General features: G+C 51.5%; 14 protein-coding genes. 9 read left to right on the forward strand and 5 right to left on the reverse strand.

Features of this window, described 5'->3' with window-relative positions:
• Positions 1–86: 86 nt before the first annotated feature.
• Positions 87–2,570 (forward strand): outer membrane beta-barrel protein, encoded by a 2,484-nt coding sequence (locus HU175_RS07420; protein WP_176565985.1) that lies wholly within the window; start codon positions 87–89, stop codon positions 2,568–2,570.
• A gap of 257 nt (positions 2,571–2,827) precedes the next feature.
• On the opposite strand, the gene HU175_RS07425 is transcribed toward HU175_RS07420, so the two are convergent.
• Positions 2,828–3,223 carry a hypothetical protein gene (locus HU175_RS07425; protein WP_317167799.1) on the reverse strand — a complete coding sequence of 132 codons (396 nt, stop codon included), beginning with the start codon at positions 3,221–3,223 and terminating at the stop codon, positions 2,828–2,830.
• 286 nt (positions 3,224–3,509) lie between these two features.
• Complete coding sequence (gene pth, locus HU175_RS07430) at positions 3,510–4,073, reverse strand: aminoacyl-tRNA hydrolase (protein WP_176565987.1); 564 nt, start codon at positions 4,071–4,073, stop codon at positions 3,510–3,512.
• Positions 4,074–4,192: 119 nt separating this feature from the next.
• Here pth and pyrR point away from each other — a divergent pair, with 119 nt between their 5' ends.
• The 3 genes from pyrR to fdhD all read left to right on the forward strand — a co-directional run bounded on the left by pyrR (position 4,193) and on the right by fdhD (position 8,515).
• Positions 4,193–4,732, forward strand: coding sequence for a bifunctional pyr operon transcriptional regulator/uracil phosphoribosyltransferase PyrR (gene pyrR / locus HU175_RS07435; protein ID WP_176565988.1), 540 nt, complete (start codon positions 4,193–4,195; stop codon positions 4,730–4,732).
• Positions 4,733–5,009: 277 nt separating this feature from the next.
• Positions 5,010–7,574 (forward strand): DUF5686 and carboxypeptidase-like regulatory domain-containing protein, encoded by a 2,565-nt coding sequence (locus HU175_RS07440; protein ID WP_176565989.1) that lies wholly within the window; start codon positions 5,010–5,012, stop codon positions 7,572–7,574.
• Between the two features lie 83 nt (positions 7,575–7,657).
• Complete coding sequence (gene fdhD / locus HU175_RS07445) at positions 7,658–8,515, forward strand: formate dehydrogenase accessory sulfurtransferase FdhD (protein ID WP_176565990.1); 858 nt, start codon at positions 7,658–7,660, stop codon at positions 8,513–8,515.
• Here the strand turns inward: fdhD and HU175_RS07450 are convergent.
• Complete coding sequence (locus HU175_RS07450; RefSeq protein WP_176565991.1) at positions 8,512–9,390, reverse strand: diacylglycerol/lipid kinase family protein; 879 nt, start codon at positions 9,388–9,390, stop codon at positions 8,512–8,514. The two genes, fdhD and HU175_RS07450, sit on opposite strands and share 4 nt — an antisense overlap.
• A gap of 49 nt (positions 9,391–9,439) precedes the next feature.
• Here HU175_RS07450 and HU175_RS07455 point away from each other — a divergent pair, with 49 nt between their 5' ends.
• Together HU175_RS07455 and HU175_RS07460 are read left to right on the forward strand one after the other, a co-directional pair.
• Positions 9,440–10,513, forward strand: coding sequence for an App1 family protein (locus HU175_RS07455; protein ID WP_176565992.1), 1,074 nt, complete (start codon positions 9,440–9,442; stop codon positions 10,511–10,513).
• Between the two features lie 27 nt (positions 10,514–10,540).
• The gene (locus HU175_RS07460; protein ID WP_176565993.1) at positions 10,541–12,850 is read left to right on the forward strand and encodes an FdhF/YdeP family oxidoreductase; all 2,310 of its coding nucleotides are present in this window, start codon (positions 10,541–10,543) and stop codon (positions 12,848–12,850) included.
• A 106-nt stretch (positions 12,851–12,956) separates the two neighbouring features.
• On the opposite strand, the gene HU175_RS07465 is transcribed toward HU175_RS07460, so the two are convergent.
• Both HU175_RS07465 and HU175_RS07470 read right to left on the reverse strand, forming a co-directional pair.
• Complete coding sequence (locus HU175_RS07465) at positions 12,957–13,346, reverse strand: hypothetical protein (RefSeq protein ID WP_176565994.1); 390 nt, start codon at positions 13,344–13,346, stop codon at positions 12,957–12,959.
• Between the two features lie 58 nt (positions 13,347–13,404).
• A complete protein-coding gene (locus tag HU175_RS07470; RefSeq protein WP_176565995.1) occupies positions 13,405–14,172 on the reverse strand; it encodes a class I SAM-dependent methyltransferase in 768 nt (255 codons plus the stop codon).
• Between the two features lie 197 nt (positions 14,173–14,369).
• On the opposite strand from HU175_RS07470, the gene HU175_RS07475 reads away from it, so the two are divergent.
• Genes HU175_RS07475 through HU175_RS07485 form a run of 3 tightly spaced genes read left to right on the forward strand, consistent with a single transcriptional unit; the run spans position 14,370 to position 17,249 of the window.
• Positions 14,370–15,800, forward strand: coding sequence for a GWxTD domain-containing protein (locus HU175_RS07475; protein WP_176565996.1), 1,431 nt, complete (start codon positions 14,370–14,372; stop codon positions 15,798–15,800).
• Positions 15,773–16,594, forward strand: coding sequence for a 23S rRNA (guanosine(2251)-2'-O)-methyltransferase RlmB (gene rlmB, locus HU175_RS07480; protein WP_176565997.1), 822 nt, complete (start codon positions 15,773–15,775; stop codon positions 16,592–16,594). The genes HU175_RS07475 and rlmB overlap by 28 nt, the downstream gene beginning before the upstream one ends.
• A gap of 25 nt (positions 16,595–16,619) precedes the next feature.
• A complete protein-coding gene (locus HU175_RS07485) occupies positions 16,620–17,249 on the forward strand; it encodes a Uma2 family endonuclease (RefSeq protein ID WP_176565998.1) in 630 nt (209 codons plus the stop codon).
• Positions 17,250–17,294: the final 45 nt, after the last annotated feature.

Below are 17,294 nucleotides of genomic sequence, written 5' to 3' on the forward strand. Positions count from 1 at the left end.
TAAGGTACTTTGTTATGCATACTACCTACCTTTGTTTAGTACTTGTTAATGCACACGGTAATACACTAGTCAGACATATACCACTCATGAATACGACCTTCTTTTCCATCATCCTGTTGCTGACAACGCTGGTAACGGCCGTTGCTCAGCCAATAGACCGCGGTACCGTCCGCGGGCAAGTAGGAGCCGAAACGGGTAAACCATTGGAATTCACCACGATGATGCTGGTGAAAGCAGCCGACTCCACGCTGGTGAAAGGCGCCATCAGCGACGACGCTGGTAAATACATCTTCGAAAACGTAGGCGCCGGAAACTACCGGGTAATCGCCCAGCAGATGGGTTTCCGCAAAACATATAGTAATTCTTTTGTCATCAGCGAAGTGCAGCCAGCGGTAGAAGTACCAAAACTGGTGATGATCGATGAATCGAAAAGTCTGGCTGAGGTAAACGTCGTTGCTAAAAAGCCATTCATTGAGCAGCAGGTGGATCGTACAGTTGTCAATGTGGAGAACAGTATTGTTTCGAGCGGTAATACCGCCCTGGAAGTGCTGGAAAAAGCGCCTGGCATAACTATTGATCGCCAGAATGATCAGATTCAGCTGAAAGGAAAATCGGGCGTGGTTGTGTATATCGATGGTAAACAGACGTATCTGTCGCAGCAGGAAATTTCTAACCTGCTCAAGAACACACCCAACGATAACATTGCGTCGATCGAGATCATCTCAAACCCTGGCTCCAAATACGATGCGGCCGGTAATTCGGGGATCATCAATATCAAGATGAAGAAGAATAAGAATTTCGGCACGAATGGCTCGGTAATTCTGAACACGGGTTACGGCTGGGTGCGCGATCTGAACGGCAACCTGCTGAACCGGCCAAAATACGGTACAACGCTGAACCTGAACCACCGCGAAGGCAAACTCAACGTATTCGGGAACTACAGCTACGCGGATCGATACAGCAACAACAGCAACGAGATTGGCCGCTCGATTCCCTACAACGGTAAAACGACCTACTTCGATCAGCGGTCATTCCGCCCCAGCGAATTTGTTGGTCATTCCTACAAAGCAGGTCTCGATTACTTCGTCAGCAAGAAAAGTACGGTAGGCGTATTGGTCAATGGCTTCCGGAACGACTGGCGATCAGCGGGCGTCAACGAGACGTTTATCCGCAACGATGCTTATCAACTGACTAGCAGACCCGTTACAAAAACGGATGCTCAGGAACTGCTGTCGAACGTAACCTCAAACCTGAACTACAAGTATGAGTTCGACGGAAAAGGACGGGAATGGACGGTCGATGCCGATTATGTACACTACAACGGCCGTAACAGCAACAATTTGAACACAATCTACTACACCCCCGACAACGGTGTAACCCGTCCCAACCAGGATGTCCGTAACAGCATGCCATCGACGATCAGTATCATGGCGTTCAAAACGGATTATGTGCACCCGACTAAAAATGGTAAGTGGGAGGCCGGTCTGAAAAGTAGCTTCGTCAACGCCGACAACAACACGATTTACGATACACTGCGGCAGGAGGGAAGCCAATGGGTATTCGATGCCAGCCGGAGCAACCACTTCAAATACGACGAGAACATCAACGCGGGTTATGTAAACTACGCCGGTAAGCTAGGGAGTAAAACAAAGGTACAGGCGGGATTGCGGGCTGAACACACGCATTCAATTGGTCACTCAATCACCCTGGATCAACGTGTGGAGCGGGAATACCTGAATTTCTTTCCAACGCTGTTCCTGTCGCGGCAACTGGATAGCAATAACGTACTGAACCTGTCGTACAGCCGCCGGATTCAGCGACCAGACTATCAGAATCTGAACCCATTTGTATTCTACTTGGATCCGTACACGTATCAGCAGGGGAACCCGTTCCTGCGGCCGCAGTACACGAATTCAGTTGAACTATCGTACACGCATAAAAACGCAATCATCACTACACTGGGTGTCAGCCGAACCACTGATTTCATTAACGACGAAACGCCACGACAAATCCCGGAGAAGAACATTACCTACGTAACGCCCGAAAACCAGGGTATGCAGGATAACATTAATCTGGGGGTTAGCTTCCCGCTGCCCGTCACGAAGTGGTGGCAGATGCAGACGAACATCAGTACGTACTACAGCCACTATCAGACATTCTATTCGGGTACTCCCTACGAAGTGAAACTGGTAGCGTATAACCTGTATTCGTCGAATAATTTTACACTGAGCAAAACGCTCTCGGCCGAGCTCTCGGCCTGGTACAACTCGGCGTCGCAGTATGGCTTCTACCGGGCCCGTCCGCAGGGGGCATTCAGCCTTGGTGTGCAGAAGAAAGTAATGGACGGCAAAGGCAATCTGAAAGTAAACATCAACGACCCGTTCTGGATGAACAGATTCAGAGGCCGGGCTATGGTACAGGATATTGATTTCCGGGTGAATTCCCGCTGGGAGAGCCGCCGAATCATGCTGACGTTTACTTACCGTTTCGGTAACCAGAACGTAAAAGGTGCCCGCAATCGCAGCTCTGCAACCTCGGCCGAACAGGGCCGGATGAAAGGAGGAAACTAAATGTAGTTTAGGTTAAGAAAAAAGGAAAAAGTCGTCTCCGCTTTGAGGGACGACTTTTTTGTGCGTTACCACTATCAAGAAAACATCTGATAATGCACCTGACTATCTGGGATTGCCCTAAAAAAAGATAAGGTTCCTCGATCGAAGCGAAGAACCCTATACTGACTATTCCTAAACCCTTAACCTTTTCTACATGAAAAACTAACTTTTACCCTTTTCTGTTCCAAAAACCCGAGTAATTAATAGATTGTTTTAATCTATTGAATGACAAGTGGTTCGCTGGGAGCTTGATCCGAGTTCCAGAGGAAATTAATCATCCGGGTGGTCAGATCGGCCTGGTTCGTCCAGCGGCTGGCATCAACATTTTTCTGTTTAGCCAGTAATGTATTGATCTGAGTGCTGGCTTCGTTGAACTTGATCCGATCGGCGGGGCTGATGGACAGAACCGCTACAGGATGCTGGTTGTACAGCGAGACAACACGCATATAAGTTTGCCAGTTGGTGTTACGCGAAAATTGGCTAGCGTTCCGTTCAATATAAGCAGCGAACTGCTTTTCCGAACCGTTAACCAGCATAGCGCTTGCCGGCTTTTTGGCTGCCGGGCTATCATCAGTGTTGGTGGTGGTAGCCGCGGTTGCCTGCAATGTCGTCATTCCAAGTGCAAGAATCAACGACGCAAATATAACACGCGATTTCATAGTATTGTTCTATTTTTGTTTCAGTTAAAGAACACACAAATATCCGTAGAAGTTTTTAAAGTACAAGTGTTCTTTTAGGCACTGAACGAAATAATGTTCCGAATTTAATACGGATTAGTTTTTTAAATCAGATTCTTAGCTGTTTTTGTGGATTTGATTCCGAATAAAATATGGCTTTATTTCGTCCAATATTGTGTTTTATATGGTTGAGTTATATTTGAATATTCTTTAAAATGTTATATCATTGGTTGTAATTGTTCATGGCAAATTGTATTCCCATAGTGCAAAAAGCCAGCACAACCTCACCAAGCCGGTCCAGATAGTCCGGTAATTGAATCATTTCATCCTCCGAAAACTGCCCGAGAACGAAGTCAACCTGCTTCCCCTTGGCGAAATCGTTGCCAATCCCAATCCGTAGCCGGGTATAAGCCTGAGTGTTAAGGAGCTCGTCGATGTTTCGCAGGCCGTTGTGCCCGCCCGGCGACCCTTTGGGTTTCATCCGCAGTTTGCCAAAAGGCAGATCTTTATCGTCGGTGAGGACCAGAATGTTCTCAACCGGAATGTTTTCCTGCTTCATATAATAGAGCACCGCCTTGCCGCTGAGGTTCATATACGTAGTAGGTTTCACGAAAAAAAACTGTTTACCCTTGTACTGCCATTTGGCCGTGTAGGCCAGCCGGGTTAGCGAAAACGTGAAGCCGTGCTGGGCCGCCAGCCGGTCAAGAACCATAAAGCCCGCGTTGTGGCGCGTGAGTGCGTATTCGGGACCGATGTTACCCAGTCCAACAATCAAAAATTTGTTCATGGTGATTTGTAATCGAATCTGCTGGCAAAACTCGGAATTATTTTGCGGCTACCCACCTCCAAAGTTGGTATCTGCCAACGGAATGAGGGGTTAACCGGTGTGTTTCGTAAGTTTACGCCATGAATCAACAACGACTGATCCTGTCCAGTCCGCTGCTCGAAATTGTCATTAGCCGCCTGGCGCAGCAACTGATTGAAAATTATCAGGACTTTGCCGACACGGTTATTCTGGGCATGCAGCCGCGCGGTGTATTTTTTGCCGCTCGTATTGCCAATGAGCTGGACCGTATTCTGGGGTTTCAGGTGCCATTTGGCCAGCTTGATGCGACCTTTTACCGCGATGATTTCCGCCGACGTGATACGCCCCTTCGGCCTAATACAACGAACGTACCGTTTGTGATCGAGGATAAACGCGTTATCCTCATCGACGATGTACTGGCTACGGGCCGGATGGTCCGGGCGGCTCTGGATGCCATGACGGCTTTCGGACGCCCCCGCAAAGTCGAACTGCTGGTGCTGGTTGACCGGCGTTATAACCGTGATTTACCCATCAAACCCGACTATACCGGTCGGCGGGTAAATACGCTGGAGTCGCAGCGGGTATTGGTCGAATGGACTGAGCAGGGAGCCGACGAAGACCGTATCTGGCTGGTCGGTTAAATTTCTGCAAAAATATAAGTAAAGAATTGGGGGCTGTTTCGCTTTAGAGACAGACCTTTTTTTTGCCTATACGCATAGGGTAAAAATACGCTGTCTGATCTTTTTGTAATAGAGATAGATCTAGTGCCTACTACTGCTCTGTTAATCAGCAGATGAGTTAGGATAGAGTGATGCTTGTAAGGCTGGGCTTCCTGTGTTATTATAAGGAAATTAATTTGCTGGTAGGTGTAGAAATTACTTAAAATAATTTTGGTAATTAGTGGTCCGTAATTTGCCTATGAAGAAATATCTACACTCGTTTATCCTTTTTACGTTTGTTCTTCTCGCTGGTGAAACGCTGGCGCAGGTTGGCTATACCCTATCTGGCCAGGTTACCGACTTACAAACAGGCGAACCCATTCCGTTTGCCAGCGTAGCGCTGGTAGGTCGGCGGGTAGGAACATTGAGCGACGAAAAAGGACAGTTTTCGCTCGTTACCAAAACGTTGTCCGACTCACTAGCCGTCAGCTCGTTGGGTTACACAACGATGCGCCAGAAAATTGATCCAGAGCGCCTAAATCAAACCTTCAATTTCCGGCTCATACCAGCGGGCACGGCACTGCAGGAAATTACCGTTCGGGCGGGCGAAAATCCGGCTTTTGGTATTCTGCGGCAGCTCCGTAAAAATCGCCTGCTCAACGACCGCGGTCGTCTGGCCGGTTATGAGTGCGACAGCTACGTAAAAACCGATATTGCGCTGAGCCGGATGTCGGATAAAGTACGCGCCAATCCATTGTTTCGCCGGATCAGCGATGGCATGAGCAAGCAGGATCTGCCAACGGACGATGAGGGAAACCGACTGGTGCCCATCCTGGCGTCGGAGTCAGTGTCGCGTTATTACTACCGGGCTAATCCCAGACGGACGCGGGAGGAGGTGCGGAAAACCCGGATCAAAGGCATTGATGTCGTTGATACCGAAATCAGCTCGCAACTGCTGGGCGGCTCAACCCTGGTTAATCATAATTTCTTCGATAGCTACATTCCTATTCTAGGCAAAGACTTTGCGTCGCCCGTTGGCGAAAACTGGAAAAGCTGGTACGAGTTTTTCCTGGCCGACACCACGCAGGTGGGCGGGCGGACCTGTTACGTAATCGAGTTCGAGCCCAAGCGCCCCGAAGATCTGGCGTTCACAGGAAAAGCCTGGATCGATACAACCTCGTTTGCACTCTGCGAAATTGAAGCCCGTATCGGCAAGGGGGCTAATCTAAACTACGTCCGCAACCTGACCATCGAGCAGGAGTTAGAACCTACTGTCGATTCGGCGTCGGGATCGCTGGCTACGACGGGCTGGCTGCCGATCAGCGTTCGCCTGACCGCCGATCTGACAACCGTCGGCAAACATGCCGTGGGCGTTCGGGCGCAGGTAACCCTGCACAACAGCAATATCATGGTAAATCGACCGCTGCCGGTTGCCTTTTTCGATCAACCGCTGGAACCAAACGATTCGACCAATACAGATAACAAAGCGTACTGGCAGACCGTGCAGCGAACGCTGGCGGGCGACGATTCGCTGAGCCGGGAAGATCTCAAAACCCGTCAGCTCATTGATACGTTGCGGCAGGTGCCGGCCATCAAAGCGGTAGAGGCTATTGGTCAGGTCGCCATTACGGGTTTCTACAAAGCGGGGCCGGTGGATATTGGGCCGTATCCTTATCTGTTTGCGTATAATACCGTCGAAGGGCTACGAACTCGCATTGGTTTCCGCACAAACGAGGACTTCAGCCGAAACTGGATTCTGCGTGGATACCTGGCGTACGGTACGCTGGACAAGCGTTATAAATACGGTGGTGAAATTGACTACATCCTCTCGCGCCGGTACTGGTCGATGGTAGGGGTGCGAATGTCGTACGACCTGGAGCGACTGGGGCTAACACCCGAGTTGATCGGTGGCAATCGGCTTTTCTACGCGCTGAGCCGGTTTGGTAAGTACCGGGGAGCGTATGCCAGTCACCAGAAAGAACTATTTTTTCGTATCGAACCCGTTAAAGGTGTGGTCATCACAACAACGATGGGCAGTCGGACCTTCGATCCGATTTTCCCGTTCCATTTTCGGACGCAGCCCGAACTGGATGACCAATCTCCCTTACGGTCTGACATTACTGATGCCTACTGGGCCGTCGAAGCCCGGTTTGCGCGGAAAGAGAAATACATTATCGATGGTAATGAGCGTATTACGCTGGGCACCAAACGCGCGCCCATTTTAACGATCCGGTACACGCACGGTACACAGGCGCTGGGCAGTGATTATACGTACGGACGCATTACCATGCGGGCACAGCAGACGTTGCGGCTGGGTGTACTGGGGCGCATGTCGTACCTGCTGTCGGCGGGGTACACACCTTCTCAGTTACCGATGCCCCTGCTCTTTCCGCACATCGGGAATCCAACCCCGCTGCTGACAATTAATACATTCAACCGGATGCAGTTCTACGAGTTTGTGAGCGATCGGTTTGTGGCCATTCATATGCAGCACAAGTTTGAAGGACTCTTCTTTAACCGGATTCCCTTGATTCGCAAGCTGAACTGGCGGCTGGTTGCTAATGCCGATGCGCTCTGGGGTAACCTGTCAAAAAACAACCGGTCGTTCGAAACGGGTAAACCACTGGCGAGCGGATTCAAACCTACGCACTTTGGCGCGCTCAACGGCGCTAGGCCGTATCTGGAACTAGGCTACGGTATCGATAATATTTTCAAACTCTTCCGGATTCAGGCCATTCACCGACTGACGTATCTGGAGCCGAACCGGAATGGAGTTCCAGTCGACAAGTTTGTCATTAAAGGCTCAGCGAACTTTAGTTTTTAGCCGATTGGCTAATCTTTTCGGAACGGGGTTGGTTTAGTGTTAAAACAGCCCCGCTTTCGTTTCCGGGGCGTTCTCCATCGATTATGGCTACGTCGCTCGTTGCTCCTGTTACGGTTCGAAAATTTTCCGGTGAGACATCTGCCGAATCACCGGACCTACTGGCGGTTGAAGAACCGCTGGAAATACGGCTGGGCTTTGGCCCGGCTGACGATCGTCAGCAACGCTCAGTATCGGTCACTATGCGAACGCCCGGCCACGACCAGGAACTGGCGATGGGGTTTTTGTTCACTGAAGGCATCATCCAGCACCCGGCTGATATTGTGTCCTGTCGCCACTGCGTACAGGAAGCAGATAAGGACGGTAATGTGATCCGCGTTGAACTGCACCCCGATGTGCGGGTCGACTGGGCGCGGTTGGAGCGAAACACGTTTACCTCATCCAGTTGCGGCTTGTGCGGCAAGGCCACGATCGAGGCCGTTCAGGCATTGGCCCCCGGCCCCGTTACGTCTGATTTTGCGCTGAGTGTGAACATACTGCACAGTCTGCCCGAGCGGGTACGCGACACACAGCGGGCTTTTGCGTATACGGGTGGCATTCACGCGGCCGCCCTGTTCGACGCTACGGGAAAACTGCTGCTCGTTCGGGAGGATATTGGCCGGCACAACGCGCTTGACAAAGTGATTGGAGCCGCTTTCTGGAACGGCTGGCTGCCCCTGAGTCAGCATGGTATTTTCCTGAGTGGCCGGATCGGGGTTGAACTGGTCCAGAAAAGCTGGCTGGCGGGTGTTCCGTTGCTGGCAGCTGTAGGTGCGCCATCTAGCCTGGCGGTCCAGATGGCGCAGGAAGCAGGCATGACGCTGGCTGGTTTTGTCCGAAATGATCGTTTCAATCTTTACAGCGAATTTTTCCGTGTTCAATCGACACAGGCCGTTACTGCTTAAGCTGTAGCAGGCTTAGGAACCAGGACCGTCAGGGCGCTGGGCCGAATCCGGGCTTTTAGCTCGGTCAACTGCCCCCGATATTCGCCGTCTACCTGAAAATAGGCTTTACGGTGCGTACCGATGCTAATTGATGTAGCGGGGAAAATCTCGATTTTCTTGGGGTCGAAGGGTTTGAAATGCCAGAACATTTTAAGGATCTCCCAAATCGTCAACCGCCGGAACACCACTACTTCAAACTGCCCGTCCGACATATCACCGTCCGGATTAATTACCGCTCCGGTACCGTACATGCGGGCGTTGGCCAGCACGATCATAAAAGCCGCCCGCTGAATACATTCGTCGCCTAGGTTAATCTCGACCCGTAACATCCGGTGTTTGCGCAACACTTTGACCACCCCGCGCAGGTAACCCGACATGCCCCGCAGGTTGTTCTGCTGGTAGTTTTTGACTAACTGGGCATTCATCCCAATGTCGCTCAGATGCAGGCAGTAGTCACCGTCGTTGACTTCAATCAGATCAATCGGCTTCAAGTCGCCGTTGACCAATACGTCCAGGCTGGTGGCCAGATCAGCTGGAATCCCCAACTCCCGCGCCATGCCATTGGCCGAACCCGCGGGTAATATCCCCAGCGGCAGATCCGTGTTGAGAATCGCTTCGCCCACCGATTTAATAGTGCCATCGCCCCCCACGGCGACTACCCGGTCGGGTTTAATTTCGTTTATCTTTTTTGGTAGTTGGTCAGCGTCGGTCTGACCGTCCAGCTCAAATAGTTCAACTTGGTGGGGGAGGCTGGCAAAGTAGTTTTTGATCCCGGTTATCCAGTCGTCTTTGGTCTTGCCCCCGGACGCGGGATTAATTGCGAATAAAAAGGTCAACTTCTTAGCTGATTATAAGTTTTATGTAGCAGATCGTACTGGTCAATATATGGATACGGCACCACCTAAATACGCTAAAAAACAAACACTGAGTCTGAAAGGTAAGCTGATACACTACGTCATGACGTGGCTGAGGCTTACCAATCGGCCCACTATTAAATTATACCGCGGTTTCGGCAATGCCAACAAGCTGGTTGTTTTCGGGCATGTGCTGCGCCGGAGCGCTCTGCCGCGTAAACGCTACCGCGACAACGGTCTGGTAAACGTACTGGCTGTGATCCGATTATTTCTGGTTAAGCCACAGCCTCATGCGTCCGTTCGGATTCGTTGCGTTGGACACGTAGTGGAAACGCAGGCCGAAGCGGATGGTTTTTTTCGGATTGAAATTAAACTTGATGAACCACTGCCGCCGGGAGAGTATCCGGTTCGGGCCGAGTTTTTAAGCCAGACCCTGACCCCCGAAACGATCCTGGGAACGGGGAGCGGGCAGGTGTATATTCCGTCGCCGACAACCTACGGCTGTATCTCAGATATTGATGATACGTTTCTGATTTCCCACTCGTCCACCATTACGAAACGGCTGCTCGTATTGCTGACAGAAAATGCCCATAGCCGGGAGCCGTTTGAGGGCGTCGTCGCACATTATCAACTGCTGGCCGAAGCCAACAGCGGCCCCCACCAGCGAAATCCATTTTTCTACGTATCGAGCAGTGAATGGAATCTGTACGACTACATCCTGGAGTTCTCGGAGAAAAACGGCCTGCCGGAGGGAATTTATCTGCTGAATCAGATCAAACGGCTCTCGCAGGTGCTACAGACGGGGAAAAGCAAACACCTGACCAAGTTTGACCGCATCGCCGATATTCTGGAAGCGTATCCCGACATGCAGTTTATTCTGCTCGGTGACGACTCTCAACAGGACCCGACTATCTACGAAACAGTGGTGCGGCATTACCCAAAGCAGATCCGCTGCGTGTATATTCGGCAGATCAATAAAGCCAATCATTCGGCTACCGAGGAACTCGTGAATAAAATTCAACAGGCGGGTGTAACTTGTTGTTACTTTGAAAAGAGCAGCACCGCCCGCGAACATTCTCTGCAGGCAGGCCTGGTTGCCTCTTGATCAAATAGACCGGTAAATCAACATACTATGAACCCGAATACCCCACCCGAAGAACTGACCGGCGATCTGGAAGTCGGCAAACCTTATACCGAGGCTGCCGGTATGATTGCTATCGTTAAATCGTTCGAGCACGTCCTGCACGGTACGGGGCCCGCCCGCGGCTGGAAAGCGCTGGTGAACATGAATCAGAAGGACGGCTTCGACTGCCCGTCCTGCGCCTGGCCCGATCCCGACGGGCACCGGTCCGTTATTGCCGAGTACTGCGAAAGTGGGGCAAAAGCCGTTGCCGATGAGGTGATGACCAAGCACACAGCCTCGCCGGTACTATTCCAGCGTTATTCCGTCGCCGAACTGCTGCAGAAGCCCGATCTCTGGCTGGGACAGCAGGGGCGGCTGACACAGCCTATGGTTCTGCGGCCGGGTGCTACGCATTACGAAGCCATTTCATGGGAGGATGCTTTCCAACTCATTGCCGATCAGTTGAATGCGCTCGATTCGCCCGATGAGGCCATTTTTTATACTTCCGGCCGGACCAGCAACGAAGCCGCTTTTCTGTACCAGCTGTTTGTTCGGCAGTACGGCACGAACAACATGCCCGACTGCTCGAATATGTGCCACGAGTCGACCAGCGTAGCACTGGCTGAGACGCTCGGGCTGGGTAAGGCGTCGGTGAAATACGAAGACTACGAAAAAGCCGACGTGATCATGATCATGGGCCAGAACCCGGGGACGAATGCGCCCCGGATGATGACACCCCTCGAAACCGCCAAACGGAACGGGGCCAAGATCATTTCGGTGAATCCGCTCCACGAAGCGGGGCTGCTGTCGTTCAAAAACCCGCAGAGTCCGCGTGATATGCTGTTCGGGGGCGAAAAACTGACGGATATTTTTCTCCAGATACGTATCAATGCCGACATGGCCCTGCTGAAAGCAATGGCCAAACTGCTGCTGGCAGAAGAAGCCAAAAGCGCGGCCGCCGGACAGCCTGGTCGCGTAGTTGATCATGACTTCGTCAGGACGTACACCAGCGGCTATGAAGCGTATACCAAAAGTCTCGACCAGTTTGACCTGAACGACCTGGCGGCCCAGTGCGGCCTGACCATTGCTCAGATTCAGGAAGCAGTCGACCTGTTCAAATACACGCCAAAGCTGGTTATCTGCTGGGCGATGGGCCTGACGCAGCACCGGAACTCGGTCGATACGATCAACGAAATAATCAATCTGCTGCTCCTGAAAGGAAGCATTGGCATTGAAGGGGGAGGGGCCAGCCCGATTCGTGGACACAGTAACGTGCAGGGCGACCGGACGATGGGTATCTGGGAAAAACCCAAACCGGAGTTTCTGGATGCCCTGAAACGAGAGTTCGGTTTTGAGCCACCCCGCGAACATGGCTACGACGCGGTTTCTGCCGTGAAAGCCATGCACGAAGGAAAAGCCAAAGTATTCTTTGGCCTGGGTGGCAACTTTGCGATGGCGGTTTCTGATACCGATTATACCACTGAGGCCCTGCGGAACTGTAAGCTGACGGTGCACGTATCGACTAAGCTTAATCGCAGTCATCTCACTCATGGCGAGACAGCGCTGATTCTTCCCTGTCTCGGCCGGACGGACCGGGATAGGCAGGCCAGTGGGGAACAGTTTGTCAGTTGCGAAAGTACCACGGGCGTAGTAGCCCAGTCGCACGGAATCGTCGACGCTGTTTCTGATTCGCTAAAAAGTGAAGTCGCCATTCTGGGCGGGTTGGCCAAGGCGACACTCGGTAATAAATCAGTTGTTGACTGGGATCGTCTGGTGGCAAACTACGACGAGATTCGGGCGCTGATTGCCCGAACCGTACCAGGCCATGAGAACTATAACGAGAAAGTACGCCAGCCGGGTGGGTTTTACATTCCGAACGGACCGCGCGAACGGAAATTCAAGACGTCAGACGGGAAAGCGCACTTCACGATCAACGCGCCGACGCAGCACGAACTACAAACCGGTGAGCTGCTGCTGATGACTGTCCGGAGCCACGACCAGTTCAACACAACGATCTACGCCAACGACGACCGCTACCGGGGCGTTTACAACGAACGTCGGGTCATATTCATGAACGAAGAGGACATGAAGAACCAGGGCCTGCAGGAAAATCAGGTTGTTGACCTGCACAGCGACTACGACGGCAAACGACGTACCGCCCACCGGTTTATCGTTGTGCCTTATAACATTCCCCGGAGTTGTGCTGCCGCCTATTTCCCCGAAACAAACGTACTGATTCCAATCGATTCCATCGCCGAGAAAAGCCGGACTCCCACGTCGAAATCAATCGTTATTACGGTAACCCCGGCTACAACATAGTCAATGGAATACCTGTCTCTGGTTTTATTTTTCTGTCATCCCGGCCGCGCCGGCGGACCGGCCGGGATGACAGAAAAACGTATAAACTGTTCTTAACCGGCACCTGCTACATCAACTCGTTAGAAGTAGGACTAAGTACCCGGTGTAGCTTCCATGCCTGGCTTTTTTGATCATCTACCAGCGTATTATCGGGTATTCCGGAAAACTCAATATTCCGGCGAGGACCGCTTTCCAGGGCAACATTGACCCGATAGAAGGGACCATGCTGCGTCTTAAATAAAGCGTAGGTGCCGTTGGTTCTGACGTTAATACCATCATGCCGCATCTCCACATACACCGTACCGTCTGGCTTGAACTTGATGAATTCATAGCCACCCGTAAACAGCCGATGGCGATATTGGTGCTGGGTCGTAAAAGCGAAACCTGTATCCTTGTGCTGACAACCGGAGAGCCCGGATAGAAACGCCAGGGCAGGGACAATCATCCATTTTTTCATAGTAGAACTGCTGTGTGTGGTTGAATGCGTTAACTACTATAAATATAGGTGATTTGGTTTACTTTGTCGCGATATAGAAGAAATCCAGGCTACCGGCCGGATCATTGCTTACTAGATAATCGGTGTAATTGATTTCGGCAGCAATCCCGTCGGCCTGCAGCAGCCGGTTTCGGTTCAGCCGGTTCATCAGATCGTAAGGAACCTGGAGCAAACGACGGGGCAGGCGATACTGTAGGTTGAAAATATCGAAACGGGTCAGTTTTTTTACCGATTCTTTATTCTGTTCGTAATACGTCATTACTTTGCCGTTGCCGTGAATGCCGCGTGTATGTACCGTTGGAAAATAGTTTCCTATCAGCGCTTTCAGGCCATCGGCGTAATATTCGCGGACATGCCAGGGGTTGCGGGTCAGCGAAAACGTTTTATTTACAGTCGTTAACAGTAGTTTGCCGCCTGGTTTCAACACGCGGTGGGCTTCTTTGATGAACAGGTCGTCGTTCTGAATATGCTCAATTACCTGAAACGTAACGATGTAATCGAACGTATTATCGGCTAGTTTGCTCAGTGGGGGGATATTGGCGGCAATGAATGTCGATTTCGGATATTCGGCGCTTAGTGCGGCAATAAGTTCTTCGTTTTTGTCGATGCCGGTGTAATGACTGGCCGCTTTGGTCAGCAGTTCGAGGCCCCGACCCCAGCCGCAGCCAATTTCGAGTACGTTGCCGCTAACGATCTGGGCAGCTTCGACATAGGGAAACAATAACCGCTGGTGAACCGGGTTGTCGGATGCAATTTCAGCGGAGGTAATTTCAGTGGTTTTGTACATGCGTTCGCCACATTATGTGTGCAATTCGGACAGTAAAATTAGTCTTTTGCAGAAGTAAAGAAAAATGAAGAGCGCTGGTAAGCAGAACACCGACGTTTTTTCGTTATGAGTAAGCAACCAAAACGAGTATCTGGTAAGGAAGCTCAAGCCTGCTATCAGGTAGACTTCAGCCAAAAAACGCAAGAAATCTGTTGTTTATGCGGATAGTATCTCCTCTACTACTCATTACGTTACTGGCGGCCTGTTCGACAGGTAAGCAGACACCACAAACCCGTCGGCGTGAAATGCAGGAGCGGGTCAATGCCGCCTACGACGCCCGCACGGAAGCACAGCGCAATAGTCCCCAGCGCGGTTCGGTCACCCCAACGGGCAATCTGCCAAATCAGCCCGCTGGAACCCCTGCGCAGGTACGCACAACAGCGCCGGTACAGGCGGCTGATAAGGCGACTATGCCCGTGCAATCGGCCAGCGACTGGGCCGTTACGTCGATCAAAAGCAAGTTTTTGGCTGTGGATTCAACCAATGCCCGGGTGTATATGGATCTGACTTTTCAGTCGCCAGCGGGCAGCAGCGTGATCAGCACAACTGACTTTGCGCAGCACTTTCAGGTCGCGTACATCATGTATCCTGACTACAATAACCGGGATCGGCTGGGGTACGGTAATATTACACTCAATGAACAGTCGGTACGTCGGCAGGGCGACCACCTACGCCTGATTTTTGATATAAAACGGCCCAAAGACCTGTCTACGGCGGTGCTGCTAACGGAGGTAACCGAAATTGGCAGTGGAACCAAAGCCCGTAACGACCTGACGATCCGGTTCGGAAACAATCAATTGAGCGATCGGTACTCGCTGTTTGACCGTGACGGACAACAGCCCAAACTCCGGCACTACGTCAGCACGGGCGATACGGTGGTGATCGGTGACGCCAGCAACAGCCGGAAGCAGCTGTATGGCATTCGGTACAGACACGATTTTGAAGCGGCCTCGTCGCCGATGAATACCGGTGCCCGCCCCGTTGCCCGCTCCCTGTCGGTTGATTCAACGCTGACTATTACAACAAATCAACCTTTTGTCTTGCCCGTGGAAGGACTCTATTACTTCGTTGAAGACACGACAGCTTCTTCGGGTATTGGTCTGGTTGTGACCGACAAACGGTTTCCCAAACTGACCCGTCCGGAGAAACTTATCAAGCCCGTGCTGTATATGAGCACCAGTTCGGAAATAAATGAATTAGGCCAGGCGCGGGATACGAAAAAAGCGTTCGACCGCTACTGGCTGAGCCTGATGGCGGGTAACCAGGACGTAGCAAAGAATACGATTCGGGCGTATTTTGACCGGGTTGAAGAAGCGAATCGCCTGTTTACAACCTACAAGGAAGGCTGGAAGACCGATAAAGGCATGATTTATATCATTCTGGGAGCGCCAGACCGGGTGCAGCGGAACCGCGAACGCGAGGTTTGGGTTTATAACCGCCGGGCTAATGCCTCGGAAGTGAATTTTACGTTTACCAGAAAACAAAATCAATTTGTCGAGGATCATTACGAGTTGGTACGCTACATGGAGTATCAGCCGGTTTGGTACCCGATTGTCGAAGCATGGAGAACCGGCGCAATTCGCGAGTAAATCGCCCCAATCAGCATAGAAATTACAACCGTCCCGCACAGACCGGTCCCGGACCCGATGAAATGGTGTTTGGGATTCAGTCGGTTCTTGAAACGTTGCGTTCCGATCAGCAGATTGATAAGCTGTATATGGAGAAGGGGCTAAGTAACCCCGATATCCAGAATCTGGCTTTTCAAAAACGGGTAACCATTCAGCGGGTACCGCCCGAACGGCTTGACCGCCTGACCCGCAAGAATCACCAGGGGGTTGTTTGTCTGATTGCGCAGGTACAATACGTCAAGCTCTCGAACGTCATCGCTGATGTGTACGAACGGGGCGAAACGCCGTTTTTCTTGCTGCTCGACCGTATCACCGACGTTCGGAACTTTGGGGCCATTGCCCGGACGGCTGAGTGTACGGGTGTTCAGTGCATCGTCATTCCGGGACGGGGCGCAGCTGCCATCAATTCTGACGCCATGAAAACTTCGTCGGGAGCGCTGAATCACATCTCCGTTTGCCGGGAACCTGACCTGACCGAGACGGTAAAGTACCTACAGGAATCGGGTATCAGCGTTGTCGCCTGTACCGAAAAATCGAGCCGGGATCTCTACGAACGTAGTACAGATCTGCGTGGACCCATCGCCGTGATTATGGGCTCAGAGGAGGATGGTATCTCGCCCGAGCTGCTTCGTATGGTCGATACGCACGTAAAAATTCCGCTGTTGGGTGAAGTAGGTTCGCTGAACGTATCGGTCGCAACGGGAGTCGTGCTTTACGAAGCCGTTCGGCAGCGGAGCCAATCAGTAGACGAATAGGAAGCCCTGACCAGTAAACAGCAGTATGGCTACAATCTCGCAAACAGTCCAGTCGCGTCCGGCAACGACGCGCACGAAGGCTAAAAAAATTCCTGAAGCGCTTGTTTATGAGACGCTCGATGGAAAACCCTTGTATCGTAAAGGGTATCGGGAAGTTATAGCTGGGAAAAAAACGCTGGAAGAGATCATGGGTGCTAGCACACTGCAACCGGTAATCGTATATTACCTAACTGTCTTCATTGGCAAATTCATTGACGAGGAGCAGTTCTTCGTGCTAGTTAGCGAACCGGGTGTGCATATTGACCATCGCAGCAATTTAGCCAATGATATTGCGATCTATAGTCAGGATGTGTTGCCACCGTCAAGCATTTCAAAGAAATACGCCGACGTGCCACCCCGCATCGCAATCGAAGTAGACATCAGCATTGACGCGGCCGATACCGGCGAGACGAGTTACATTTACCGAAAGACCCGTAAGCTGCTCGACTTTGGTGTTGAAACGGTCTTCTGGGTATTAACCGACGCTAAAGTAGTGATTGTTGCCACGACAGAACGTATCGAAACGATCGACTGGATGCGGGACATAACATTGATGGATGGCCAGCATTTTAATGTTGGGGCCTATCTGGAAAAGCGAGGAATTGTAGTTGATTAAAAAGATTGACGATAGGTCCAATTTTTTAGTTAACTACTTCCAAGA

The sequence above is a fragment of the Spirosoma sp. KUDC1026 genome (genome assembly GCF_013375035.1).
In the GTDB taxonomy this organism is placed as follows: domain Bacteria; phylum Bacteroidota; class Bacteroidia; order Cytophagales; family Spirosomataceae; genus Spirosoma.

Coding starts and splice junctions, on each gene's coding strand:
- HU175_RS07420 (WP_176565985.1), top strand. CDS start 87: ATGAATACGACCTTCTTTTCCATCATCCTGTTGCTGACAACGCTGGTA.
- HU175_RS07425 (WP_317167799.1), bottom strand. CDS start 3,223: ATGACGACATTGCAGGCAACCGCGGCTACCACCACCAACACTGATGAT.
- pth (WP_176565987.1), bottom strand. CDS start 4,073: ATGAACAAATTTTTGATTGTTGGACTGGGTAACATCGGTCCCGAATAC.
- pyrR (WP_176565988.1), top strand. CDS start 4,193: ATGAATCAACAACGACTGATCCTGTCCAGTCCGCTGCTCGAAATTGTC.
- HU175_RS07440 (WP_176565989.1), top strand. CDS start 5,010: ATGAAGAAATATCTACACTCGTTTATCCTTTTTACGTTTGTTCTTCTC.
- fdhD (WP_176565990.1), top strand. CDS start 7,658: ATGGCTACGTCGCTCGTTGCTCCTGTTACGGTTCGAAAATTTTCCGGT.
- HU175_RS07455 (WP_176565992.1), top strand. CDS start 9,440: ATGGATACGGCACCACCTAAATACGCTAAAAAACAAACACTGAGTCTG.
- HU175_RS07460 (WP_176565993.1), top strand. CDS start 10,541: ATGAACCCGAATACCCCACCCGAAGAACTGACCGGCGATCTGGAAGTC.
- HU175_RS07465 (WP_176565994.1), bottom strand. CDS start 13,346: ATGAAAAAATGGATGATTGTCCCTGCCCTGGCGTTTCTATCCGGGCTC.
- HU175_RS07470 (WP_176565995.1), bottom strand. CDS start 14,172: ATGTACAAAACCACTGAAATTACCTCCGCTGAAATTGCATCCGACAAC.
- HU175_RS07475 (WP_176565996.1), top strand. CDS start 14,370: ATGCGGATAGTATCTCCTCTACTACTCATTACGTTACTGGCGGCCTGT.
- rlmB (WP_176565997.1), top strand. CDS start 15,773: ATGGAGAACCGGCGCAATTCGCGAGTAAATCGCCCCAATCAGCATAGA.
- HU175_RS07485 (WP_176565998.1), top strand. CDS start 16,620: ATGGCTACAATCTCGCAAACAGTCCAGTCGCGTCCGGCAACGACGCGC.